Below are 23,405 nucleotides of genomic sequence, written 5' to 3'. Positions count from 1 at the left end.
GCTTCAGGGCGTGGGGACCGCGGCGGCCTTCACCCCGGAGCCGTCCGGCTTCCAGCCCACCTCCAGGACCGGGCGCGTGCCGAAGGTGATCCGCAGCTTCTGGCCCGGCGTGGCCCAGGTGTACTTCGGATACAGGCCGCCGCCATCGTCGGGCTGCTTCGCCAGGACGTGCTGCTCCCCGTCCTGGATGTCGCTGTCGCAGGTGTTCCAGGTCAGGAGGAGCGTGCGCGTGGGGCCCTGCTTCCCCAGGCGCACGAGCCGCAGCGCGATGGTGTCCGCGGCGCCGCAGGCCCCGCTGGTGTAGCGGCCCATCATGGGGCTCGTGACGGCCTCCACGAACCCGGGCGTTCCGTCCTTGAAGCGGAACGTCTCCACCGGGCCCTCGGAGAGGGCGGCGCGCGAGTCCCCCGGCGCGCGGGAGAGGAACAGCGTGGTGGGGGCGTCCCGGGTCTTCATCGGCACCTGGAGGGTGCCCTCGCCCAGGAACGCGGCGGGCGGCCCGAAGGTGGAGGTCTGGGGGCGGTGCTCGGTGACGGCGTCGAAGCGCAGGACACAGGCGCGCAGGCCGAAGGTCTCCGGGACCTCGTGAAGCACCCGCAGGCCCGTCCAGGTGTTCCCGGTGCGCAGGAAGAAGGGCGGGAGCGCGTCGAAGGCCTGCTTCGCGCCCGGGCCCAGGGGGCCGGGCCGGCCCAGCTCCGGCAAGCCCTCCACCAGCTTCACCGGGAGCGGCATGGCGAGCGTGACGGGCTTCAAGGTCTCCGCGTCCGCCCACCTCGGGGCCGGGCTCGTGGAGCGCAGCGACTCCCGGGTGCCCGCCGCGCCCGCGTCGATGGCGTCCACCCGGACGCGCAGCTTGCGCACGCCGTCCCTGGGGACGAACAGCAGCGCGCCGGGCTGGAGCACCGCGCGAATGTGGTAGCCCGTGGGCGTCTTCTGGGCTTCGTAGCGCGCGTCGCCCTCGCCCAGGGCAGGGGAGAGGCCGGCGTAGCGGTCCAGGTCGTAGCGCACGGGCGCGCGGCCATCCGGGAAGAAGCCCAGGTGGGCCAGCCCCACCATCATCCGGACGCGCTTCGCGGGCACGCGGCCCAGCGTCGCGCGCGTGGCCTGGAGGTCGTCCTCGCAGTCGTCCGAGTCGGGCTCCCCGGTCATGCCCGGATCCTGGCCCCGGATGATGGCGTCCAGCGCCTTCGGGTCGTCCTTGCCGCGCACCGTGAAGAGGCTCCCGTCGGGCGCGGTGGTGACGAGCCTCGAGGGCATCAGCGCCTCCGGGGACTCCAGTCCCAGCCACACCTCCACATGGTCCGAGTGCACCTCATCCGTCGCCTCCGACGGCGTCGTGTCCACCACGTCCACGTCCAGCACCAGCTGCTGTCCGTCCGAGCGGAGCGTCGCGACCGAGGCGGAGGTCTTCTCTCCGGCGGACAGCAGCGGGGCGGAGAAGTCGGGGGCGGCCGCCGTCACCAGCAGCCCGGTCAGCAGGTTCCAGAACATGGGATGGGGGCTCCTGCGAAAGACGAAGGCCCGTCCTCCTTGGCGGAGCACGGGCCTCGCGGGTCATGGGGGCCGAGGCGGCGTCAGGCGTTGTGCCAGCGCGCCAGCACGCAGGTGACGTTGTCGTTGCCACCCGCCGCGTTGGCCAGGTCGATGAGCTGGCCGCAGGCCTTCTCCAGCTCCGGCGTGCGCGAGAGGATGTCCTGCATCTGCGCGTCGGTGACCATGCCGCTCAGGCCGTCCGAGCACAGCAGGAAGACGTCGTTCTCCAGTGGATCCACGCGGGTGACGTCCACCTGCACCTGCTCCTTCATCCCCAGCGCGCGGACAATCACGTTCTTGTGGGGGAAGTTCTCGATCTCCTCCGGCGAGAGCTTCTTCGCCTTGAGGTAGTCGTTGAGCAGCGAGTGGTCCTCCGTCACCTGCTGGAGCAGGCCGCCGCGGAAGAAGTACACGCGGCTGTCACCGACGTGGCCCACGTAGACCGCGCTGTCGGCGAAGTGCGCGGACACGATGGTGGTGCCCATGCCCTTGTACTTGGAGTCGGCGGTGGCTCGCTCGAAGATGCGCGCGTTGGCCAGCTTGATGCCGGTGGCCAGGCGGTTCTCATCGTAGTTGCGCTGCTTGTCCATCTTGAAGGGCCAGGTGGCTTCCTGGTCCTTGGACGTGAGGCGGAAGAACTCACCCAGCTCATCCACCGCGATGCGGCTGGCGATCTCCCCGGACGAGTGACCGCCCATGCCATCCGCCACGCACACGAGGTTCTCCTCGGTGAGCACGAGGTAGTTGTCCTCGTTGTGGTTCCGCTTCATCCCGACGTGGGTGCTGCCGGCGACCTCGATGCGCATGCGAAGGGACTCTTCCGGGGGAGAGGCGTGAAAATCGGGCCGCGACGTTAACAAAGCGTTCCAAAAGGGGTCAAAAAGCTCGTGTCCGTCAAGATGTCCCCACCCTCCGGGTGCGGGTGGGCGGGGAAGCGCCGGGGGCCTGCCCCTCAGGCGCCGGGGTCCTCCGCGGGGGCGAAGACCAGGCGGTCGCCCTCCTGGGTGCCGCTGGCCAGGAGGACGCCCGCGGGCAGCTCCAGGACGGAGCGGGCCTTGCGGTAGAGCGCCGTGGCGCGCCAGGGCGGCAGGGCGGAAAGCTGCTTGACGATGTGCCCCTTCGCGTCCAGGAAGGCGACGTCGATGGGGATGCGCATGAAGAAGGTGTGGATGGAGTCACAGGGTTCGATGTGCATCCCGCCCCCCATGGGCAGCGAGGCGCGGCCCATGAGGCCCTGGAAGCGCTGGACGAAGGACTCGGCGCGTTCGGCCCGGTCCGCGAGCAGCCGCTGCCGCGTTTCGTTGGTCACCCTCCAGTGCATGTCCGGTGTTCTATCCCATGCTTGAGCCGCTGGCGTCCCCCCTGCATCTGGTCCTCGTGTCGCCCCAGATTCCGCCCAACACCGGCAATGTGGCCCGGCTGTGCGCGGTGACGGGGTGCCGGCTCATCCTGGTGGAGCCCCTGGGGTTCTCCATTGACGACCGGAACCTGAAGCGGGCGGGGCTGGACTACTGGGACAAGGTGTTCCTGAAGCTCTACCCGACCTATGGCGCGTACGTGGCGGACTATCCGGCGGCCCGGCGGTGGCTGTTCTCCGCCCGGGCGGAGACGTCGCTGTACGCGGCGCGGTTCGAGGCGGGGGACCACCTGGTGTTCGGCTCGGAGGTCACGGGGCTGTTGCCGGAGGTGATGGAGGGGGGGACGGGGACGGCGGTGACGATTCCGATGCTCCCGGAGCGCCGGAGCTTGAATCTTTCGACGTCGGTGGGGATTGGCGCCTACGAGGCGCTGCGTCAGGTGCAGTTGGGTGCGGCGGGCAGGCAGGCGCCGCCGTCGAATTGAGGGGCGGGCGGGACGGGCTAGACTCCGGGGCCGAATGTCCGCCTCGCAGGTCGCCGAAGCGCTGTACGCCGCCCACAAGTCCCGAGCCACCGGCCGGCTGACGCTGCACGCCGGAGGGCGGGAGTCCGCGCTGTGGCTGCGCGAGGGGGACCTCGTGGGCGCGCGGCTGGGCTTCGGGTACCAGAGTCCGGCGCAGGCGCTCTTCCAGACCGGGCTGTTGGGCGTGGATGCCCTGGACGCGCTGTGGGCGCGGGGGGGGGCGGCGGCGCCGGACGAGGAGCTGCTGGAGGACAGCGGGCTGAAGCCGGCGGTGGTGCACGAGCAGCAGGTGCTGGCGCAGGTGCGGCGGCTGAGCGTGCTGGCGGAGCGAGCGGACTTCGCGGTGGAGGCGGTGTCGCCCGCGGGAGGGTTCGCGCCGATCGCAGGTGTGCGGGTGGTGCGGGCGGCCCTGGAGCCGGCCCCGAGCGAGCCCGTGCCCGCGAGGGTGTACCGCTGTCCCGAGGTGGCCGCGTGCGAGCCGTGGCTGACGGACGCGTCCGAGCGGCAGCTCCTGGAGACGCTGGGGGCGTTCCGGCGGCCGGAGGCGCTGACGGGGGCGCAGCAGGCGCTGTTGCGTGTGCTGGAGCGCGAGGGCCGCATCGAAGCGCTGTCGGTGGAGGACTGGGAGGAGCGCGAGCGGCTGCGGCGCGAGGAGGAGCTGCGGCAGGCGGAGGAGGAGGCCTGGAGCATCGAGGAGGCGCGCCGGCGCGAGGAGGCGGAGCGGCGCGCGGAAGAGGCTCGGCTGGCGGAGCTGGCGCGCATCGAGGCGGAGCGGCTGGCGGAGGAGGCACGGCTGGCGGAAGTGGCTCGGCTGGCGGAGCTGGCGCGCATCGAGGCGGAGCGACTGGCGGAGGAGGCTCGGCTTCGGGCGATTGAAGAGGCACGACTGGCGGAGGAGGCACGGCTTCGCGCGATTGAAGAGGCTCGGCTGGCGGAAGAGGCCCGGTTGGCCGAAGAGGCTCGGCTGGCGGAGGAGGCTCGGCTCCGGGCGATTGAAGAGGCTCGGCTGGCGGAAGAGGCCCGGCTCGCGGAAGAGGCTCGGCAGGCCGAAGAGGCTCGGCTGGCGGAAGAGGCTCGGCAGGCCGAAGAGGCTCGGCTGGCCGAAGAGGCTCGGCTGGCTGAAGAGGCCCGGCAGGCCGAAGAGGCTCGGCTCGCGGAAGAGGCTCGGCTCGCGGAAGAGGCTCGGCTGGCTGAAGAGGCCCGGCAGGCCGAAGAGGCTCGGCTCGCGGAGGAGGCTCGGCTGGCTGAAGAGGCCCGGCAGGCCGAAGAGGCTCGGCTCGCGGAGGAGGCTCGGCTCGCGGAGGAGGCCCGGCTCGCGGAGGAGGCCCGGCAGGCCGAAGAGGCCCGGCAGGCCGAAGAGGCTCGGCAGGCCGAAGAGGCTCGGCTGGCTGAAGAGGCTCGACTCGCGGAAGAGGCTCGACTCGCAGAAGAGGCTCGGCAGGCCGAAGAGGCTCGGCAGGCCGAAGAGGCTCGACTCGCGGAAGAGGCTCGACTCGCAGAAGAGGCTCGGCAGGCCGAAGAGGCTCGGCTCGCGGAAGAGGCTCGGCTGGCTGAAGAGGCTCGGCTGGCTGAAGAGGCTCGACTCGCGGAAGAGGCTCGACTCGCGGAAGAGGCCCGGCTGGCTGAAGAGGCTCGGCTCGCGGAGGAGGCTCGACAGGCCGAAGAGGCTCGGCTCGCGGAGGAGGCTCGACAGGCCGAAGAGGCTCGGCTCGCGGAGGAGGCTCGGCTGGCTGAAGAGGCCCGGCTGGCTGAAGAGGCTCGGCTCGCGGAGGAGGCTCGGCAGGCTGAAGAGGCTCGGCAGGCCGAAGAGGCTCGGCTCGCGGAAGAGGCTCGGCTCGCGGAGGAGGCCCGGCTGGCTGAAGAGGCTCGGCTCGCGGAGGAGGCTCGGCAGGCTGAAGAGGCTCGGCAGGCTGAAGAGGCTCGGCTCGCGGAGGAGGCTCGGCAGGCCGAAGAGGCTCGGCTCGCGGAAGAGGCTCGACTGGCCGAAGAAGCCCGACTCCACGCGGAGGAGGAAGAGCGGATCGCAGAGGAGGCTCGTCTTCAGGAGGCGCTCGAAGAGGCTCGCTTGGCGGAGGAGGCCCGCCTCGCCGAAGAAGCCCGTCTCCGTGCGGAGGAGGCCGCGCGACTCGCCGAAGAAGCTCGACTGGCCGAGGAAGCACAGCTGAGGGCTATCGAGGAGGCCCGCCTCGCTGAAGAGGCGCGACTCGCCGAGGAGGCACGGCTCGCGGAAGAGGCGAGACTTGAGGCCATTGAAGCGGCGCGACTGGCCGAGGAGGCACGGCTCGCCGAAGTGGCCAGGCTGGCTGAAGAGGCCCGCCTTCGTGCTGAAGAAGACGCGCGCTTGGCCGAAGTGGCTCGGCTGGAAGAAGAAGCCCGTCTTCGTGAGATCGAGGAGGCGCGCCTCGCCGAGGAGGCCCGGCTGGCCGAAGTGGCCCGCCTTCTTGCGGAGGAAGAGGCTCGGCTGGCGGAGGAGGCCCGGCTTCGCGCGCTCGAAGAGGCTCGTCTCGCGGAAGAAGCCCGACTGCGTGCTGAAGAAGAGGCCCGGCTTCGCGCGCTCGAAGAGGCTCGTCTCGCGGAAGAAGCTCGACTGCGTGCTGAAGAAGAGGCCCGGCTCGCTGAACAGGCTCGGCTCGTAGAAGAGGCTCGGCTTGCGGAGGAGGCACGGCTTCGCGCGGAAGAAGAGGCCCGACTCGCCGAAGAGGCCCGTCTTGCTGAAGAAGCTCGTCTGGCCGAACAGGCTCGACTGCAAGCGGTCGAAGAAGCGCGGCTCGCGGAGGAGGCCCGGCTCGTTGAGGAAGCGCGACTCCGTGCCGAAGAGGAAGCCCGGCTCGCCGAGGAGGTTCGGGTTCGTGCGGAGGAAGAGGCCCGCCTCGCCGAAGTGTCTCGGCTCGCTGAGGAAGCACGGCTCCGTGAAGAAGAAGCCCGGCTCGCTGAGGAGGCTCGGGTTCGTGCAGAGGAAGAGGCCCGCCTCGTCGAAGAGGCCCGATTGGCTGAAGAGGCGCGGGTCGCTGAGGAATCCCGCCTTCGAGCGGAAGAAGAAGCTCGTCTCGCCGAGGAGGCCCGCCTTGCCGAAGAGGCTCGGCTGCGTGCGGAAGAAGCGGCTCGGATCGCAAAGGAACAGCGCCTTGCGGAGGAGATTCGGCTTCGTGCGGAAGAGAAGTCCCGCCTCGCTGAAGAGGCCCGGCTTCAGGCTGCCGAGGAGGCTCGGCTCGTAGAAGAGGCGCGGCTTGCTGAAGAGGCTCGTCTCGCTGAAGAGGCCCGGCTTGTTGAAGAGGCGCGTCTCGCTGAATCGGCGCGACTTCAGGCGCTCGAAGAGGCACGTCTCGCTGAAGAGGCCCGTCTCCGTGCAGAAGAAGAGGCCCGCCTTGCCGCGGAAGCCGCCGCTCGCATCGAAGCCGCCCGCCTCGCCGAGGAGGCTCGACAGGCCGAGGCCGCGCGCGCTCACGCCGAGGCAGCTGAAGCCCAACGCCAGGCCGAAGCCACCCGGCAGGCCGAACTCCACCGCCTCGCCGAAGAAGCCCGTCGCGCGGAGCAGGCCCGCGCCGCCGAAGCCGCCCGCCTCGCCGAAGAGGCCCGCGCCGCGGAGGCCCAGCGCCGGTCCGAACTGGGCAAGCCCGCCCATCCTCCCTCCCTGCCCCGGCGCACCCGTCCGGTCGTCCCCCCCACGCCGCCCCCCGTCCTCATCCCCGTCGCCGCCGCCACGGAAGAGCCCGAACCCCTGTCGCTCGGGCCCGAGGACATCATCCTCACCGCGGAGCCCGAACCTGCCGCCGTGGCGAACTCGTGGGCGGACTCCATCCCCACGTCCCCCCGTGACGCCCTGGAGCTGCCCACCGGCGACGACACCGCCGCCCTCGGCGACGCCCGCAAGCGCGCCCAGGCCGCCCTGCTCCAGGACATGGCCGAGGCCCTGCGCCGCTCGGCCTCCGTCCCCCTGGACCCTTGGCTCACCGAGGAGTCCTCGCGCTTCCCCGTCGCCCCGCCCCCGGAACCCGACCTGCCCCTCCTGGAGGTCGAGCCGGAGAGCTGGGGCGACATCGTCCCGGCCGCCGCGCCCCTCCCCGACACCCGCGCACCCGCCCCGGTCGCCCCGGTCGTCCCCGTCCAGGCTCCCCCCCAGCCCGACCTCTGGGCCGTCCAGCCCCCGAAGTTCCCCGCCGCCGCCTCCCCGCCCGTGCGCCCCGCCCGCGCCAGCGAGGACGACCTCTGGCGCATCGTCTCCTTCGACGAGTCCAACGACCCCGCCCAGAACCTCACCGCCTCCTTCGAGGCCGCCCTCCAACAGGTGGACGCCCACCTGGAAGCCCTCATCCGCTCGGACGTCCGGTCGGCGGGGGATGCCAACGAATTCCTCGTCGAAGCCATCGTCGAGGCGACATTCGAGCCGCTGCCTTCTCTGGGCTCCTCCGCCTTCCCCGGTGACAACGGGGGGGCTTCTGGCCAGACTGAGGACGGGTTGTCCGGCGATCTGGACGACTGGGATTTTGACGAGGACGACGTGGCGGCCGAAGACCCTTCCAACCCCGACGAAGCCTCCAAGCTCCGGCGCCAGCGCCTCCTGCGCCGCGCCATGGAGAACATGGGCACGCTCGGCGCCCGTCCGGTCCCGCCCACCCCCGCGGCCCCGCCGGCCTCGCCCGAGGGCGCCGCGCCCCCGCCCGCCGCCGTCGCCGCCCCGCCCGAACCCCCCAAGCCCGACGAGGGCCGGCTCGCGCAGCAGATCGAGCAGCGCTACGCGGACATCCAGGCGAAGAAGGACCACTTCGTCACCCTGGGCGTGCCGCACGACGCGTCGCGCGATCAGGTGAAGGCCGCCTTCCTGAGCCTCGCCAAGCTCTACCACCCGGACCGGCTGCCCCCGTCGCTGCCCCACCTGGCGCAGAAGATGACCTCCGTCTTCGAGTCCATCCGCGAGGCCTACGAGGTCCTCCACGACGACACGCGCCGCAAGAACTACGTCCTGGCGCAGCAGGGCGCGCAGGCCGCCCCCAAGCCCCCGCCCGCGCAGGCCCGCCCCGGGAGCCCGGGCACCGCCCGCCCCAACACCAACGCGGACGACCTCTTCCGCATGGGCGAGGTCTTCTTCCGCAAGCGCGACTTCGTCGCCGCCAGCGAGCACTACGAGCGCGCCAACGCCCTGGACCCCAGGCCCGTGTACCTGGCCGCGCACGCCTGGTCCGTCTACATGGATCCCGCGCGCAAGGCCGACATGCCCCGCGCCAAGCAGTGGATGGCGGACGCGGTGCGCACGGATCCCAACTGCGATCGCGCCCACTACCAGCTGGGGGTCATCGCCCGAGTGGAAGGGGACATGGATCGCGCCGAGCGCCACTTCCGGGAAGCGGTGCGCGCGAACCCCAAGCACCTGGAGGCGAACCAGGAGCTGCGGCTCATCGACATGCGCAAGAAGAACCCGCCCAAGAAGGGTCTCTTCCGCTGACCTGCCTGTCCTCCGGGGAGGGAACCGGTCGGTTTTCCGGACAGTCCCGCCCATTGACACACCTGGAAACCGGACCCGATGCTTGCCCCCACGGGGCGCGTCCGATGGATCCGCCGCCCCGCCCGTCTTGAAAGGCATGCCACGTGGCCAAGCAGCACCTGCTCCTCGTCGATGGTGACGCGAAGAGTCTGCGCGTGATGGAGGTCAGCCTGAAGAAGGCGGGCTTCTCCGTCACGACGGCGATTCATGGCAAGGATGCGCTGGAAAAGGTCCAGATCAGCCCGCCGGACCTCGTGCTCGCCGACACCAAGATGCCGGAGATGGACGGCTTCGAGCTCTGCAAGACGCTCAAGTCCGACGAGCGCTTCAAGTTCATCCCCTTCGTCTTCCTGACGAACCAGAAGTCGGTCGAGTTCAAGGTGCGCGGCCTGGAACTCGGGGGCGACGACTACCTGACGAAGCCCATCTACATCAAAGAGATCGTCACCCGCGTGAAGATGATCCTTCAGAAGGCCGAGAAGGAACGCATCGAGAAGCGGGAGACGACCAAGGGCGGCTTCGCGGGAAGCCTGGCCGACATGGGCGTCGTGGACCTGGTCCAGACCTTCGAGATCGGCCGCAAGACGGGCGTCATCTCCATCCAGGGCGAGCGCACCGGCACCGTCTACTTCAAGGAAGGCCGCGTCATCGACGCGGAGCTGGGGCGCCTCAAGGGCGAGAACGCCTTCTACCGCCTGTTGAACACGTTCGAAGGTCAGTTCGACGTGCAGTTCACCACGCTCGACCGGACCGAGCGCATCGAGGTCTCCACCCAGGGCCTGCTCATGGAGGGCATGCGCCGGCTGGACGAGTGGGGCCGGATGCTCGAGCAGCTTCCGCCGCTGGAGACGGTCTTCGAGATCGACTACCACCAGCTGGCGGACCGCCTGTCGGAGATCCCCGATGAGGTGAACGGCCTGCTGCGCCTGTTCGATGGCAAGCGGGCGCTGTCGCGCGTGGTGGAGGACTCGGACTTCGAGGACCTGGCCGCGCTGGGCATCATCAGCAAGCTGTACTTCGAAGGGCTCATCCGCGAGCTGGGCAACGCCCCGCTGGAGCCCGTGCAGAGCAGCAAGCCGGGCATCGAGCAGTGGCTGAACACCGCCCCGCCCATCCCGGTGGAGGTCGCGCCCGCGCCCGTGGTGGAGGCCCCGGCGCCCGTGGCGGAGGCCGCGCTCACCGAAGAGCCCGCGCACGCCGAAGAGCCCGCGCCGGTCGAGCCCGTGGAAGAGGTCACGCCCGTGGCGGAGGTGGCGCCCGCGCCGCTCTCCGCGCAGCCCGCGCAGGTGATCGTCTTCCCGCCGCGCCCCCGTCCTGGCGACGGGGGGCCTCCCGCGTTCGGGGAGGACTCCTCGGAGCCCGTCGTCCCGCCGCTGTCGCAGGAGGGCTCGGCGTTCCTGGTGGAGCCGCCCCCGGCGCACCGCGCGGTGGACCATGCGCGGCGCAGCCTGCTGCTCGACTGGAGCCGGGTGGACACGGAGGGCCTGAGCTCGTCCAGCACCTGGGGGCCCGGTTCCCCGTGGTCGTCCGGGTCCCGCGCCCCCGCGCCGAGCCCGTTCACCGCCGCGCCCGCGCCCGCGCCCGTGGAGCCGCTGCCGTCGCGCCCGCCCATCTTCGGGGGAGCCGCCATCGCGCCCAGTCCGCTGGCGCCGGTGCCGCCGCCGACGCCGGCCCCGCCCTCGTCCGAGGTGACGCTGGTCAGTGGCACGGAGCCCCACCAGGACGTGGAGCCGCAAGCCCTGGAGCCGATGGAGGAGTCCGCGCCGCAGCAGCTGGCGCTGCCGCCCTACCCGGGCCACGGCATCGTGCCGCCCCAGGTGGCCCCCGCGACCCTCAACGTCGAGTTCTCCGAGGCAGCGCGCTCGGCCTGGGCCTCGTCCTCTCCCGAACAGGAGCCTGCCGCCGCGCAGGAGCTGCCCGCGTCGGAGGCATACTTCACGGAGCCCGTGGTCGAGCCGCCCTCGTCCAGCGCGAACGCCTCGGTGGCGGGCGCGAACGGCCCGGCCCAAGGCTCGAATGCCTCGGTGTCCAGCGCGAACGGCCCGGCCCACGGCACCCCGGTTTCCGGCGCGAATGGTCCAGCCCATGGCACGAATGCCCCTGCTCATGGCGCGAGCACCGCGACCGCTGCCTCGGCGACCCCGAAGCCCACGCATGACGAGGACGACGCGGCGCTGATCGCCGCGATGAAGCCCAAGCGCACGGGCCTCTACGTCGCGGCCGGGCTGCTCCTCGTGGCGGCCGTGGCCGCGGTGGTCATCTCCCGGGGTTCGGGCACCACGGAAACGCCCCCGCCTCCGGAGCCGAAGGTGACGCAGCCCGCGCCGCCCGCGGAGGCGCGCAACCCTCCGGAGGTCCAGCCCCCGCCGGACGTCGCGCCGCCGCCGGTGAAGACCGTGGTGGAAGCCCCCCCGGCCGACGCGGGGGCTCCCCCGGTGAAGACGGCCACCCCCAGCGCCGTGGAGGACGCCGGCGCCGCGCCCGTGAAGACGGCCACGGCCGAGCCCGCGGCCATTCCCGACGCGGGAGTCGCGGTCGTCGCGCCCCCGACGGCCCCCGAGACCGCTCCGCCCGCCCAGCCAAAGGCGACCACCTACGCGGACTTCATCAAGGATGCCCGCGCGGCGCTGGCCCGCAGGAGCTTCAAGGCGGCGGTGGGGGCCTACCGCAAGGCGCTCGCGCTCGACGGTGACTCCATCGAGGCCAAGTCCGGCCTGGGCATCTCGCTCGCCAACAACAGCGGGACCAGCGAGTCCGGCTACCGCGAAGCGGCCAAGCTGCTCCAGGACGTGGTCCGCGCGGAGCCCAAGAACGCGAAGGCCTGGTTCTGGCTTGGCAGCTCGCTCCAGTTCTCCGGTGAGCAAACCCGAGCAGCCGAGGCCTACAAGCGGTATCTGTTCCTGGAACCGACGGGAAGCTCGGCGGACGAGGTGCGCGCACTGCTCAAGGGGATGGGCACCTAGGCGGCCGGTCCTTCCGCCTTCCCGTCCTTCTTGGAGTCGCCGTGCTCGTCCTGGGACTTGAAACCTCGTGCGATGAAACCGCCGCCGCCGTCGTGGAGGACGGGCGGCGCGTCCTGTCGGACGTCGTCTCCACGCAGGTGGACATCCATCGCCGCTGGGGCGGCGTCGTGCCGGAGCTGGCCAGCCGCAATCACATCGTCCAGGTGATGCCGGTGGTCCACGAAGCCCTCACCCGCGCGGGCAAGACGCTGGACGACATCGACCTGCTGGCCGTCACGTCCGGCCCCGGCCTCATCGGCGCGCTGCTCGTGGGGCTCCAGGTGGCCAAGGGCCTGAGCCTCGCCACCGGAAAGCCCTTCGTCGGCGCCAACCACCTGGAAGGGCACCTGCTCGCCATCCGGCTGCTGGAGGACGCGCCCGCGCCGCCGTTCCTGGGGCTCGTCGTCTCCGGCGGCCACACCAGCCTCTACGAGGTGCGCGACTACGGGAACTACCGCCTCATCGGCCGCACGCGCGACGACGCCGCCGGGGAGGCCTACGACAAGACCGCGCGCATCCTCGGCCTGCCGTACCCGGGCGGACAGCCCATCGACGAGCTGGCCCAGAAGGGCGACCCGGAGGCCATCCGCTTCCCTCGCGCGCTGCCGGGCGACAACTTCGACGTGTCCTTCTCCGGCCTGAAGACGGCGGTGCTCCACCACGTCCAGAAGCACGGCGTGCCGGAGGGGCAGGCCCTTCACGACCTGTGCGCGTCCTTCCAGGAGGCGGTGGCGGACGTGCTGTCGAAGAAGCTGGTCGCGGCGGCGCGGAGGCTGGGCCACACGCAGCTCGTGCTGTGCGGCGGCGTGGCGGCGAACTCGCGGCTGAGGGCCCTGTGCAAGGCCCGCGCGGAGGAGCGCGGCCTGCGCATGTTCCTGCCCCCGGTGCGCCTGTGCACGGACAATGGCGCGATGATCGCCGTCGCGGGGTATGAAGCATGGCGCCGCGGCTTGCGCGGTGACTTCCGCCTCGCGGCCGACCCCGCCTGGCGCATGGAGTAGGGGCTTCAAGTGGAATCGCCGCGCGACATCCTCAAGCGCCACGGACTGCGCGCCAAGCACAGCTGGGGCCAGAACTTCCTCGGAGACCCGGACGCGCTCCAGTCCATCGCGGACGCGCTCGCGCTGCGCGAGGGCGAGCCCGTGGTGGAGCTGGGCCCGGGCCTGGGCCACCTCACGCGCTTCCTGGCCGCCACCGGCGCGCGCGTCACCGCCGTGGAGCGCGACCGCGACATGGTGGCCGTGCTGGAGAAGGAGGCCATCCCCGGCGTGCGCGTGGTGCCCGGCAACGCCGCCACGGTCGACTTCGCGCAGGTGGCCGGCGCGCCCGACATCGCCCTGGTGGGCAACCTGCCGTACCACCTCACCAGCCCCATCCTCTTCCAGGTGCTCGCGCAGCGCGCCCACATCTCGCGCGCCGTCTTCACCCTCCAGAAGGAGGTGGTGGTGCGGCTGGCCGCCGAGCCCGGCAACCGCGACTACGGGTTGCTCACGGTGCTGCTCGGCCTGCACTTCGACGTGGAGCAGGTGCTCACGCTGGAGGCGTGGCGCTTCCACCCGCCCCCGAAGGTGGACTCCGCAGTGCTGCGCCTGACGCGGCTCTCGAAGCCCCGCGCGCCGCTGGTGGACGAGGCCCGCTTCACCCGGCTGGTGAAGGCCGGCTTCGCCCAGCGCCGCAAGACGCTCATCAACTCGCTCAAGTCCGACAAGGGGCTCGCGCCGCCAGACGTGCTGCTCGCCGCGCTCCAGACGGCGGGCGTCGATCCAGGCCGCCGCGCGGAGACGCTGGCCCCCGAGGAGTTCGCCGCCATCGAGCGCGCCCTGGGGCCCGTCGCCGCCACGACGCCTCCGCCTCCCGACGCGCCGGAAGACGCCGAAGGGGACGGCGCGGAGTAGGGGACTTCAGCGCTTCTGGCCCAGCACGGCCAGGAGCCCCCCCTGCTGGGAGAGGAAGGCGCGGAACTCGTCCTCGTCGATGCGCAGGCGCGCGAGCACCGCGCTCAGCACCTCTTCGACGGAGCCCTCCGGCCGGCGCTTCAGCTCGAAGGCCGTCTTGAGCAGGGCCACTCCATAGAGTGGGTCCACGTCCACCGGAGGCGCGGGCGGGGCCGTGGCTGGACGGGCGGCGGGCGCCGCTTCCGTGGGCTCCACCAGGTCCACCACCGTCTTCACCCGCTGCCTGCCGCGCATCTGGCCGCTGACTCCCGCTGTCCCGCGTTTTACGTGAAGCGTGTTCGCGGGCACCGTAGGGGATGGCTCCGGACGGTGCAAGAGCGGGATGGTCCGGCGAAAATTGCCGGATGCACGGGGGCATGGTTGTGTTATCCGCCCCCCGCGCGCGCATGTGGCGCATGTGTTGATTCCGGGGGCGGAGGCCTCGGGCCGATGGACCACCGCTACATCGTCGTCGAAGGCCCCATCGGCGTGGGCAAGACGAGCCTCACCAACCTCCTCACGGAGCGCCTGGGCAGCCGCCGCATCCTGGAGGTCGTGGAGGAGAACCCCTTCCTCTCCAGCTTCTACGCGGACCGGCAGAAGTTCGCGTTCCAGACGCAGGTGTTCTTCCTGTTGTCGCGCTTCCGCCAGCAGCAGGAGCTCTTCCAGCAGGACCTGTTCCGCGCCGTCACGGTGAGCGACTACCTGTTCGCCAAGGACCGCATCTTCGCCAACCTCACGCTGGCGTCGGACGAGCTGGCCCTCTACGACCGCGTCTTCGAGGCCCTGGGGCCCCGCGTCCCCCAGCCCGACCTGGTCATCTACCTCCAGGCCCAGCTGGACGTGCTGCTGCATCGCATCAAGAAGCGCGGCCGCGAATTCGAGCGCAAGTTCGACGCGGGCTACCTGGAGTCGCTCACGCACGCCTACAACGACTTCTTCGCGCACTACGCGGACACGCCGCTCCTGGTGGTGAACACGTCGGACATCGACTTCGTGCACAACGAGGCGGACCGCGAGGACCTGATGGAGGCCATCCAGTCCGCGAAGTCCGGTGTGCAGCACTACGTCCCCCGGTCTTCCCGGCGGGGCTGACGGGCGACGCCCGCCTGGCCGGTCGGCGTGCGGTGATCCCCCCACGCGGCCCCGACGGCGTTAGAGTGCATCCGCGTGGAACCCCTGGCCTCCGGCGATCCCCTTGGGGACGGTGAGGGGCCCGAGGTGCCACGCGGCTGTCCCACCCGTCTCACACACAGGAGGTGAACCGTGAAGGACAAGGTCACCATCCACACGCTGAAGCGCCTGAAGCAGTCCGGTCAGAAGATCTGCATGGTCACCGCGTACGACGCGACGTTCGCGCGCATCCTCGATGAAGGGGGAGCGGACGTGCTGCTGGTCGGTGACTCGCTCGGCATGGTCATCCAGGGCCAGGAGTCCACGCTGCCCGTCACCATGGACCAGATGGTCTACCACTCGGCGGCGGTGAGCCGCGGCGCGAAGCGGGCGCACGTGGTGGGCGACCTGCCGTTCATGAGCTACCAGGTCTCGACGCAGGAGGCGGTGCGCAACGCCGGGCGGCTCGTCGCCGAAGGCAACGTCGGCAGCGTGAAGCTGGAGGGCGGCGCGGAGTTCGCCGACACGGTGCGCGCCATCGTGCGCGCCAGCATCCCCGTCATGGGCCACCTGGGGCTGACGCCTCAGTCGGTGCACAAGATGGGGGGCTACGTGGTGCAGGGCCGCGACGAGGACGCCGCGCGCCGCATGCTGGACGACGCGCTCGCGCTGGAGGCCGCCGGCGCCTACGCGCTGGTGCTGGAGGGCGTGCCGCTGGAGTTGGCGCGCACCATCACGCAGAGCCTGAAGATCCCCACCATCGGCATCGGCGCGGGCAAGCACTGCGATGGACAGGTGCTGGTCTGCTACGACCTGTTGGGCATGAACCCGGACTTCAAGCCGAAGTTCGTCAAGCGCTTCGCCAACCTGCACGGGAACATCACGGAGGCCGCGGGTACGTTCTTCTCCGAAGTGCGCGGGGGCTCGTTCCCGGACGAGGAGCACAGCTTCAAGGCGACCAAGGGCATCCGGCTGGTGACGCCCACGCCGGTGACGCCGGACGCGGAAGCGCCGGGTGAGCCGGTGGAGAAGGTCGGCGGCATCTACGGGGCGCCGGTCTAGCCATGGCCCCTCACGTCCTGCGCACGGTGCCGGAAGTGAAGGCCTGGGTGTCCACCCTCCAGCAGGAGGGCCGGAGCCTGGCGCTCGTGCCCACCATGGGCTTCCTTCATGAGGGCCATGTCTCGCTCATGAGGGAGGGCGGCCGTCGCGCGGACGTGGTGGCCGCCTCCATCTTCGTGAACCCCACGCAGTTCGGTCCCCGCGAGGACCTGGCGCGCTACCCGCGCGACTTCGAGGGGGACCTGGGCAAGTGCGCGAGCGCGGGCGTCACCGCCGTGTTCGCGCCCGAGCCCGCGGCGATGTACCCCCCTGGCTACCAGACCTACGTGGACGTCACGGAGGTCAGCCAGGGGCTGTGCGGCGAGCGGCGTCCCGGACACTTCCGGGGCGTCGCCACCATCGTCACGCAGCTCCTGTCGCTCTTCCGCCCGAAGGTGGCGCTCTTCGGGGAGAAGGACTACCAGCAGCTCCAGGTCATCCGCGCGCTCAACCGCGACCTGCACCTGGGGGCGGACATCGTGGGCATGCCCACGGTGCGCGAAGCGGACGGGCTCGCGATGAGCAGCCGCAACGCCTACCTGTCCGCCGAGGAGCGGCAGCGGGCCCTGGCCCTGTCGAAGGGCATCCGGGCGGCGCAGGCCCTGCTCGCCGCTGGCACCCGGGACACGGGGGCCCTGGTGGAGGCCGCCCGCCGCGAATTGAAGGCGGCGGACCTGCGCGAGGACTACGTCGAGGTACGGGACGCGGGGACGCTCTCGCCCCTGGGGACGGTGACGCCCGGGCAGACGGCGCGCATGTTGGTGGCGGCCTTCTCGGGGGCCACGCGGCTCATCGACAACATGCCCCTGGCCGGTTAGGAGACTCGGGACACGTTATGGCCGCTGGAAAGTCGAAGGGTGTGGGTGCCGAGCCGGGGGTGAAGCTCATTGCCGAGAACCGGCGTGCGCGCTTCGACTACACGGTGGATGAGAAGATCGAAGCGGGGCTGGAGCTCACCGGCAGCGAGGTGAAATCGCTGCGGGAAGGAACGGCCAACCTGTCGGACGCCTATGCGCTGCAGAAGGGCACGGAGCTGTTCCTGCTCAATGCCCACATCGGCTCCTACAAGGCGGCGAGTGTGTTCGACCACCTTCCCACCCGGGGCCGGAAGCTGCTGATGCACCGGGCGGAGATCGACCGGTGGACGGCGAAGGTGCGCGAGCGCGGTTACTCCATCATCCCGCTCGTGCTGTACTTCAGGAAGGGGCGGGCCAAGGTGGAGCTGGGCCTGTGCCGCGGCAAGACGCACGAAGATCGCCGCCACGACATCAAGGAACGGGAGACGAAGCGGGAGATGGACCGGGAAGTGCGCCGTCGTTGAGGGCGCGCCCGCAATTCCCCGCCGGACAGGCTGGAATGGACAAGAAGGTTTCCGACAAGAAGGAGCGGCTGTTGGCCGCGCTGGATCAGGGGATGGTGATGATCCACCTGGACGCGCGCCGCCCCGGCGTGCTCGTCCCCGCCAGCCTCCGTGGCGAAGCACACCTGCGCCTCAACCTCTCCTACCGTTTCGAGCCCCCCGACCTCACGGTGAGCGAGTGGGGCGTGCGCTCCACGCTGAGCTTCTCCGGTTCGCGCTTCACCGTGGCGGTGCCCTGGTCGGCGCTGTTCGCCATCGCCAGCCACGTGACGAAGGAGTTCTGGATGTACCCGGAGGAGATGCCGCCGGAGCTGCTCCAGCAGCCCCCGGTGGGCTCGGCCTCCGTCGCGCGCCCTCCGCCGCCCACGCCCGTGCCCGTCGCCGCCGAGCGCCCCCGCGCCTTCCTGCGCGAGGTGCAGAGCGAGCACCGGGACGAGCCGGAGACGCGCCCGGAGGTGGCACCGCCGCCCACGCCCGAAGGGGGCCCGCCGGAGGAGCCGCAGCCTCCGCGCCGCGGTCACCTGCGGCTGGTGAAGTAGGGCGGTCCTCGCGACACCGGCGGCGCGTGGACGCTCAGCGCTTGAGCTCCGCGTCCACGTCCGCCTTCTTGCCGCCCATGAATGAGCCCGTCCAGGGACGGTAGCCCCGGAGCTTCAGCTGCACCGGGACCGCACGCACCGGGTAGATGTTGTCCATCACGAGCGGCGTCACGCCCACCTGCACGCCATCCACGAAGACGGTGGCCCCGGAGGGCTCGCTGCGAATGGACACGAGGGCCGTGGGGACGCCGAGCGCCTGCAGCACCTGTCTCTCGTAGCGAGGCCACGCGAACAGCGCGCCCGCCGCGAGCACCGCAGCGACGCCGAACAGCGCCACCGCCACGCCCCAGCGCCTGCGAGGGCGGGGGGACACCGGCGGCTCCAGCTCCCACGACGTGCCCTCTGGACGGGGCGCGCGTGCCTCCAGCTCCAGGTCGCCCGCGCCCGCCTCGCGGATGCTGGGCCGGTTCATCCGCTCCGACTCGTCGACGTCGGAGAGCGCCTGCGTGGCCATCGCCGGAGCATCCTCTGGGAGCGCCGCCCGTGCCGCCGCGGGCCCCCCGCCGCCAGAGACACGTCCCGTCTGGGCTCCTGCAGGGGGCGCACCGGGGGACCGCCCACTGCCGCCGTCCCGTCCGGTGGTGGCCATGCGAGCACCGCCCTCGCCCGGGCGGGCCGGGGCCCTGTCTCCTGGGGGGGCCGCCCGCCCCGAGCCGGCGGCGGAAGGCCGCTGGGTGCAGGACTCGCAGGGGGACTCGGGCGACTCCAGGGCCGCCCCACACAAGGTGCAGGCGTGGAGCACTTCCCCTGAGGCCGACAGCGAAGCCCCACCGGGGCTGGGGCTCCATGGTGCCTCTTCCTCCCCGCTGACGGGGACGGCCGCCGGGGAGGGCTTCCACGGCGCGGAGTGCTTCGCGGTCGGGGCACTCTCCGGGGTCCCGTAGGCTCTCGTGGAGGCACGGGTGGCAGGCTCCAGCGCTTGAGGGCCCGGGCCTTCTCCCGATGGGACGGACATCACGAACGACGCGGACGTCGACGCCGGCGCCTCCGCCTGGGCGGCCCGGGCGCGCTCTCCCACGGACGCGGGCAGCTTCACGCCGCGCAGGAACATGGCCAGCGCGTGCGACGACGCGGGCTCGCCCGCCTGCGCGAGCCACCGCGCGAGCGCCTCGGACACATCCTCCGGCTCCGGAAAGCGGCCCCCCGGGTCGCGTGACAGCATGCGCAGCACCAGCGTGGCCAGTGACGCCGGCACGTCCGGCAGCGACGCGGGCGCGCGGTTGAGGATGGAGTGCGCCACCGCCATCGGCTCCGCCGACGAGCCGAACGGGTGCTGCCCCGCGAGCAGCTCCGCCAGGATGATGCCCAGGGAGAACTGGTCGCTCAGCGCGGTGGCCGGCTCGCCCCGGAGGAGCTCCGGCGCGGCGTACGGCAGCTTGCCCTTGAACGCCCCGGGTTCGGTGCGCGACAGGCCCGCCAGCCGCGCGATGCCGAAGTCGGTGACCTTCACCTCGCCCTCGCGCGACACCAGCACGTTGGACGGGGACACGTCCCGGTGCGCGGTCACCAGCGGCTGCCCCGCGCTCTGCTTGCGGTACGCGTGCTGCAAACCCGCCTGGGCCTGGCTCGCGATGAACACGGCCAGGTGCGGCGGGACGCGCAGCCCCTGGCGCGTCACCGCCCGCAGCAGCGCGCCCAGGTCCCATCCATCCACCAGCTCCATCACCAGGAAGAGCCCTTCGGTGCTCTCCCCCACGTCATGCACGGTGACGATGTTCTGGTGCTGGAGGAGCATGGACAGCCGCGCCTCCGACACGAACATGCTCGCGATGTCCGGCTCGCGCGCCAGGTGCGGCAGCACGCGCTTGATGGCCACGGTGCGCTCGAAGCCCTCCGCCCCCTTCGCCACCCCCAGGAACAGCTCCGCCATGCCTCCCGTGGCCAGCGGTTGCAGCAGCCGATAGCGCGACGTCACGAGGTCATCCTCCGGAAGGGCGCGGATGGTACCTCACCCTTGCGACTGGGTGATTTCGCGCAGGTGCTTCCACGGGTAGATGCCCGTGTTGTGTTGGTCGCTGAAGACGAACGCGAGCGCGTAGTTGCCCACCGGTTGCATCTGCAACACGCGCAGGTTCGCGGGCACCTGCGAGGGGTCCAGCGTGCGCTTCGCGGTCCATTCGTCCACGCACGCGGCGCACGGGCACTGCTGCCGCAGCACCTGCGCGGTGGCGGTCGTCGTCGCGCCGTCATCCCACGTCAGCGTCAGCGACTCACCGTCCGCGGACAGCTTCGCGTCCGTCGCGCTGACGGGCTTGGGCGCGGGCTTGATGCGATCCCAGAAATTGCTCACCGGTCCACCATCCAGAGGCTAGGGGCAGGAGGCCCCTCCCTACCATCCTTCCGGTGGAGTGGGGGACCCGCCGCGAGCGCGGGGCCAGGGGCGCCGCGCTTCAGGAGGCCAGCTTGACGGGCTGCCGGTGGCCTTCCAGCCGCACGCCCCGCTGGGCGAGCACCGCGCGCAGGGCCTGCACCACGCGAGGGTCCAACTGCGCGCCGCTCAGGTTGTCCAATATCTCCATCGCCTTCTCCAGCGGCATGGCCTTCTGGTAGGGGCGCGTGGAGGTGCACGCATCGAACGTGTCCGCGCACGCCACGATGCGGGCGAGCAGCGGGATGGCGTCCCCCTTGAGCTTGTCCGGGTAGCCGGTGCCGTCCCAGCGCTCGTGGTGGTGGCGCACGCACGCGCGCACCGGTCCCAGGAACGTCACCGGCCCGATGATGGCGTCGCCAATGGCCGGGTGCTCGCGCATCGTGGCCATCTCCTGGTCGGTCAACCGGGACTGCTTGCAGAGGATGCTCTCCACGATGCCAATCTTCCCGATGTCGTGGAGGATGCCGCCGTACTGCAGCTGCCGCAGCTCGCGCTCGGTGAGCTTCAGCTCCTTGCCAATCTCCACCGCCACGTCGCCCACCCGCTGGCTGTGGCCGCGCGTGTACGCGTCCTTGGAGTCGATGGAGTTCGCCAGCGCGACGATGGTCTCCAGGTAGCCCTTCTCCAGGCTCTCGTAGAGGCCGCGCGTCTCCATGTCGTACGCGAGCAACTGCTTGCTCATGTAGTTGAACGTCTGGGCCAGCTCCCCCAGCTCGTTCTTCTGCTTCAGGTTCACCTCCACGCCGAACTTGCCGCGCGCCAGCTCCAGCGACGTCGCGATGAAGGTCTTCAGCGGCTGCGTGAGGTTGCGGGAGAAGATGGACGCCAGCACCAGCGCCACCAGGATGGCGCCGCCCAGGCCCAGCAGGATGCGCCGCTCCATCGTCTCTACTTGCCGGTAGGCGTGCTCCACCGGCTGCTCGGACACGATGGCCCAGCCTGCTTCCGGCAGCACCGAGTACGCGGACACCACCGCGTCGCGGCCCTCGCCGAAGTTGCCCACGTGGAACAGCTCCGTGTCCGGCGAGCCCTCGCGCTGCTTGAGCAGGTGCGCCAGCGGAAGCCGCTTCGACACGTCGTCGCCCACCGCGCCCAGGTCCCCGCCGCCGGTGATGAGCCGGCCGTGCCGGTCCGCCAGGTACGCGAACCCCGTGCTGCCCACGCGCTCCTGCGCCAGCATCTGCCGCAGGCCCGCGAGCGTCAGGTCCGCCGCGATGTAGCCCTGCACCGGGTCGCCCACCGGAAACGCGAGCGTCACCACCGGCACGCCGCCCTGGGACGCCACCACGTCCGAGTAGCGCACCCCCGTGAGCCCCTCGCGCAGCAGGGCCCGCGCGCGCTCCTCGTGTTCGGCCACCGCGCTGGGCGCCATGTCGTGCACCGCGAAGGCCTGCAGGCCCGGCAGCCGCTGCTGCGCCTCGTCGAACACGGTGAGCGCCAACACCTCCGGGCGCTGGTTGAGCACCGCGGAGATGTGCAGCCGCTGCGTGTCGCGCGGCAGGCTGAAGAAGCCGCCCGGCACGCTGGACAGCCCCACCACCATCTCCGTGGGGTCCTCCAGGAAGCTCTCCGCCTTGAGCCGCAGCTGCTTCACGCGCTCCTGGGCCAGCTCCTGCGCGTCGCGGATGAGCAGCTCGCGCGTATGGGACACCGACAACCAGCCCACCATCAGCGTGGGGATGATGCTCACCACCAGCATCAACATCAGGATGGCTTTGAAAAGTCGCACGGGCGGTGGCTCCTCGCGGGCGGTGGCTACTTCTGCCAGCCGTCCTTCACCTTGACGTTGAGTTCGAGCGATTCCGCGGCCAGCTCGAAGCGCCGTGTCGGGGAGGGCAGGGACCGTCCCTGCTCCGGGCTCAGGGCCGTCACCGTCCAGCGATAACGGCCCGGCGGCAACGCGGGCAGGACCCACTGCCGCGCGGCCAGCACCGAGCGCACCGGCGCCCGGGCCGGGACTCCGTCCCCCGCCTCATCGAAGATGACCTCCACTTCGTAGCTCGTGGCGCCCGCCACCGCCGCCCACGCCAGCGTCACCGGGCCCAGCAGCCCGCTCGCCGTCGGCTTCAGGGTGAAGCGGGACTTGTCCGCGGGCTGCGCCGGCTGCGGCGCGGCGGGCGGCTCCGGCAGCACGGTGCCCTGCTGCACCCGCACGGACTCCCCCTTGGCCAGGACGCGGGTCGCGTGCTGGGCCTCCACGGTGACGGGGGGGCCCTGGCGGTGGGTGACGGTGGTGGTGCCGCCGTCGTGGTCCACCTCCACGGTGAAGTTGGACGGCTGGGGCGGGTTGAGCAGCGCCCAGGCTTCATCCGCCTTGTGCAGCGCGTCCGCGTACTGCGCCTGCTGGAAGTGCGTCTCCGCCTCCTTCAGCCGGGCCTCGGCCTCACGACGGCGCGCATCCTCCGGCGCGGCCTTCACCGCCGCGCGCGACATCTCCAGCGCCTTGAGCGCCGTCTGCGGCTCCGTCCCGGAGCCCTTGCGGGGCGGGGCCACCGTTCCCCCGGAGGACGGGCGGGCCTCCGCGGCCTCGCGTCCCACCGCCGTCGGGGCGGTCGGCACCGCGGACAGTCCCATCCACGCGCTGAGCCACAGGGCGGCCTTCATTGGAATTCAATCTTCCTGCCCGCCCGAACCGTGGCGGATGGGGTGGTGACGGACAGCGACTGGGTGGCGGGCTTCTCCAGCGTGGCGTCCACCCTTCCCCGGAGGACGGTGACATCCGTTCGCAGCTTGCTTTCCGCGATGCCCACCAGGGAATCACCCCCCAGGTGCACCGTGCTGCCGTTCGCGAACACCACCTGGGCGCTGGCCCCGGACTCGGTGCGGACCTTGTCGTTCTCGTACAGGGGCAGGTCGTCGCGGGCCGCGCTCCATTCGTCGGCCACCGCGCGTTTGATCTGCACGTCCCCCGTCAGCTCCCGCAGGTGCGCGCGGGGGACAGGGGGAGGCAGGGGGGCCTCCGCGGGCCCATGGGGCTTCTCGTCCGGGGTGCAGCCGGGGTGAAGGGCCATGAGCGCGACCGCGAAGAGCAG

19 protein-coding genes are annotated in these 23,405 nt (G+C 71.4%); 10 read left to right on the top strand and 9 right to left on the bottom strand.

The window, feature by feature from the left end; genetic code table 11:
• Nucleotides 1-3: 3 nt before the first annotated feature.
• From FOF48_RS08365 to FOF48_RS08355, 3 genes are all read right to left on the bottom strand, one after another.
• Nucleotides 4-1,491, bottom strand: coding sequence for a hypothetical protein (locus tag FOF48_RS08365; protein WP_143899687.1), 1,488 nt, complete (start codon nt 1,489-1,491; stop codon nt 4-6).
• 83 nt (nt 1,492-1,574) lie between these two features.
• Nucleotides 1,575-2,339: a Stp1/IreP family PP2C-type Ser/Thr phosphatase gene (locus tag FOF48_RS08360; RefSeq protein WP_143899685.1), complete on the bottom strand. Its 765-nt coding sequence runs from the start codon at nt 2,337-2,339 to the stop codon at nt 1,575-1,577.
• Between the two features lie 146 nt (nt 2,340-2,485).
• Nucleotides 2,486-2,854, bottom strand: coding sequence for a DUF192 domain-containing protein (locus tag FOF48_RS08355; protein ID WP_143899683.1), 369 nt, complete (start codon nt 2,852-2,854; stop codon nt 2,486-2,488).
• A gap of 17 nt (nt 2,855-2,871) precedes the next feature.
• Here FOF48_RS08355 and FOF48_RS08350 point away from each other — a divergent pair, with 17 nt between their 5' ends.
• The 5 genes from FOF48_RS08350 to rsmA all read left to right on the top strand — a co-directional run bounded on the left by FOF48_RS08350 (nt 2,872) and on the right by rsmA (nt 13,790).
• Nucleotides 2,872-3,375, top strand: coding sequence for a tRNA (cytidine(34)-2'-O)-methyltransferase (locus FOF48_RS08350; RefSeq protein WP_143899681.1), 504 nt, complete (start codon nt 2,872-2,874; stop codon nt 3,373-3,375).
• 34 nt (nt 3,376-3,409) lie between these two features.
• The gene (locus FOF48_RS36405) at nt 3,410-8,854 is read left to right on the top strand and encodes a J domain-containing protein (protein ID WP_186001834.1); all 5,445 of its coding nucleotides are present in this window, start codon (nt 3,410-3,412) and stop codon (nt 8,852-8,854) included.
• Between the two features lie 143 nt (nt 8,855-8,997).
• On the top strand, nt 8,998-11,856 hold the full coding sequence (locus FOF48_RS08335) for a response regulator (protein ID WP_143899679.1): 2,859 nt from the start codon (nt 8,998-9,000) through the stop codon (nt 11,854-11,856).
• Nucleotides 11,857-11,897: 41 nt separating this feature from the next.
• Nucleotides 11,898-12,896 carry a tRNA (adenosine(37)-N6)-threonylcarbamoyltransferase complex transferase subunit TsaD gene (gene tsaD, locus FOF48_RS08330; protein WP_143899677.1) on the top strand — a complete coding sequence of 333 codons (999 nt, stop codon included), beginning with the start codon at nt 11,898-11,900 and terminating at the stop codon, nt 12,894-12,896.
• A 9-nt stretch (nt 12,897-12,905) separates the two neighbouring features.
• The gene (gene rsmA, locus FOF48_RS08325; RefSeq protein ID WP_143899675.1) at nt 12,906-13,790 is read left to right on the top strand and encodes a 16S rRNA (adenine(1518)-N(6)/adenine(1519)-N(6))-dimethyltransferase RsmA; all 885 of its coding nucleotides are present in this window, start codon (nt 12,906-12,908) and stop codon (nt 13,788-13,790) included.
• A 6-nt stretch (nt 13,791-13,796) separates the two neighbouring features.
• On the opposite strand, the gene FOF48_RS08320 is transcribed toward rsmA, so the two are convergent.
• A complete protein-coding gene (locus tag FOF48_RS08320) occupies nt 13,797-14,084 on the bottom strand; it encodes a hypothetical protein (RefSeq protein ID WP_143899673.1) in 288 nt (95 codons plus the stop codon).
• 195 nt (nt 14,085-14,279) lie between these two features.
• On the opposite strand from FOF48_RS08320, the gene FOF48_RS08315 reads away from it, so the two are divergent.
• From FOF48_RS08315 to FOF48_RS08295, 5 genes are all read left to right on the top strand, one after another.
• Nucleotides 14,280-14,924 carry a deoxynucleoside kinase gene (locus tag FOF48_RS08315; RefSeq protein WP_143899671.1) on the top strand — a complete coding sequence of 215 codons (645 nt, stop codon included), beginning with the start codon at nt 14,280-14,282 and terminating at the stop codon, nt 14,922-14,924.
• 171 nt (nt 14,925-15,095) lie between these two features.
• Nucleotides 15,096-16,004: a 3-methyl-2-oxobutanoate hydroxymethyltransferase gene (panB, locus tag FOF48_RS08310; RefSeq protein WP_143899669.1), complete on the top strand. Its 909-nt coding sequence runs from the start codon at nt 15,096-15,098 to the stop codon at nt 16,002-16,004.
• Nucleotides 16,005-16,006: 2 nt separating this feature from the next.
• Nucleotides 16,007-16,861: a pantoate--beta-alanine ligase gene (gene panC, locus FOF48_RS08305; protein ID WP_143899667.1), complete on the top strand. Its 855-nt coding sequence runs from the start codon at nt 16,007-16,009 to the stop codon at nt 16,859-16,861.
• Nucleotides 16,862-16,878: 17 nt separating this feature from the next.
• A complete protein-coding gene (gene smpB / locus FOF48_RS08300) occupies nt 16,879-17,364 on the top strand; it encodes an SsrA-binding protein SmpB (protein ID WP_014398822.1) in 486 nt (161 codons plus the stop codon).
• Nucleotides 17,365-17,399: 35 nt separating this feature from the next.
• Complete coding sequence (locus tag FOF48_RS08295) at nt 17,400-17,942, top strand: ClpXP protease specificity-enhancing factor SspB (protein WP_143899665.1); 543 nt, start codon at nt 17,400-17,402, stop codon at nt 17,940-17,942.
• 34 nt (nt 17,943-17,976) lie between these two features.
• Here the strand turns inward: FOF48_RS08295 and FOF48_RS08290 are convergent, their stop codons facing one another.
• The 5 genes from FOF48_RS08290 to FOF48_RS08270 form a co-directional block, all read right to left on the bottom strand.
• Nucleotides 17,977-19,917, bottom strand: coding sequence for a serine/threonine-protein kinase (locus FOF48_RS08290; RefSeq protein WP_143899663.1), 1,941 nt, complete (start codon nt 19,915-19,917; stop codon nt 17,977-17,979).
• A gap of 33 nt (nt 19,918-19,950) precedes the next feature.
• Entirely contained in the window at nt 19,951-20,292 is a 342-nt protein-coding gene (locus tag FOF48_RS08285; protein WP_143899661.1) for a DUF971 domain-containing protein, read from the bottom strand.
• Nucleotides 20,293-20,392: 100 nt separating this feature from the next.
• On the bottom strand, nt 20,393-22,102 hold the full coding sequence (locus FOF48_RS08280; protein WP_143899660.1) for an HD domain-containing phosphohydrolase: 1,710 nt from the start codon (nt 22,100-22,102) through the stop codon (nt 20,393-20,395).
• Between the two features lie 26 nt (nt 22,103-22,128).
• Entirely contained in the window at nt 22,129-22,977 is an 849-nt protein-coding gene (locus tag FOF48_RS36400) for a peptidoglycan-binding protein LysM (protein ID WP_161664443.1), read from the bottom strand.
• On the bottom strand, nt 22,974-23,384 hold the full coding sequence (locus tag FOF48_RS08270) for a FecR family protein (protein WP_186001833.1): 411 nt from the start codon (nt 23,382-23,384) through the stop codon (nt 22,974-22,976). Before FOF48_RS08270 ends, FOF48_RS36400 begins: the two co-directional genes overlap by 4 nt.
• Nucleotides 23,385-23,405 lie beyond the last annotated feature (21 nt).

The organism is Corallococcus sp. Z5C101001 (assembly GCF_007352635.1).
GTDB classification, from domain to species: Bacteria; Myxococcota; Myxococcia; order Myxococcales; family Myxococcaceae; genus Corallococcus; species Corallococcus silvisoli.
This window is presented reverse-complemented; position numbering and strand designations above follow the sequence as displayed.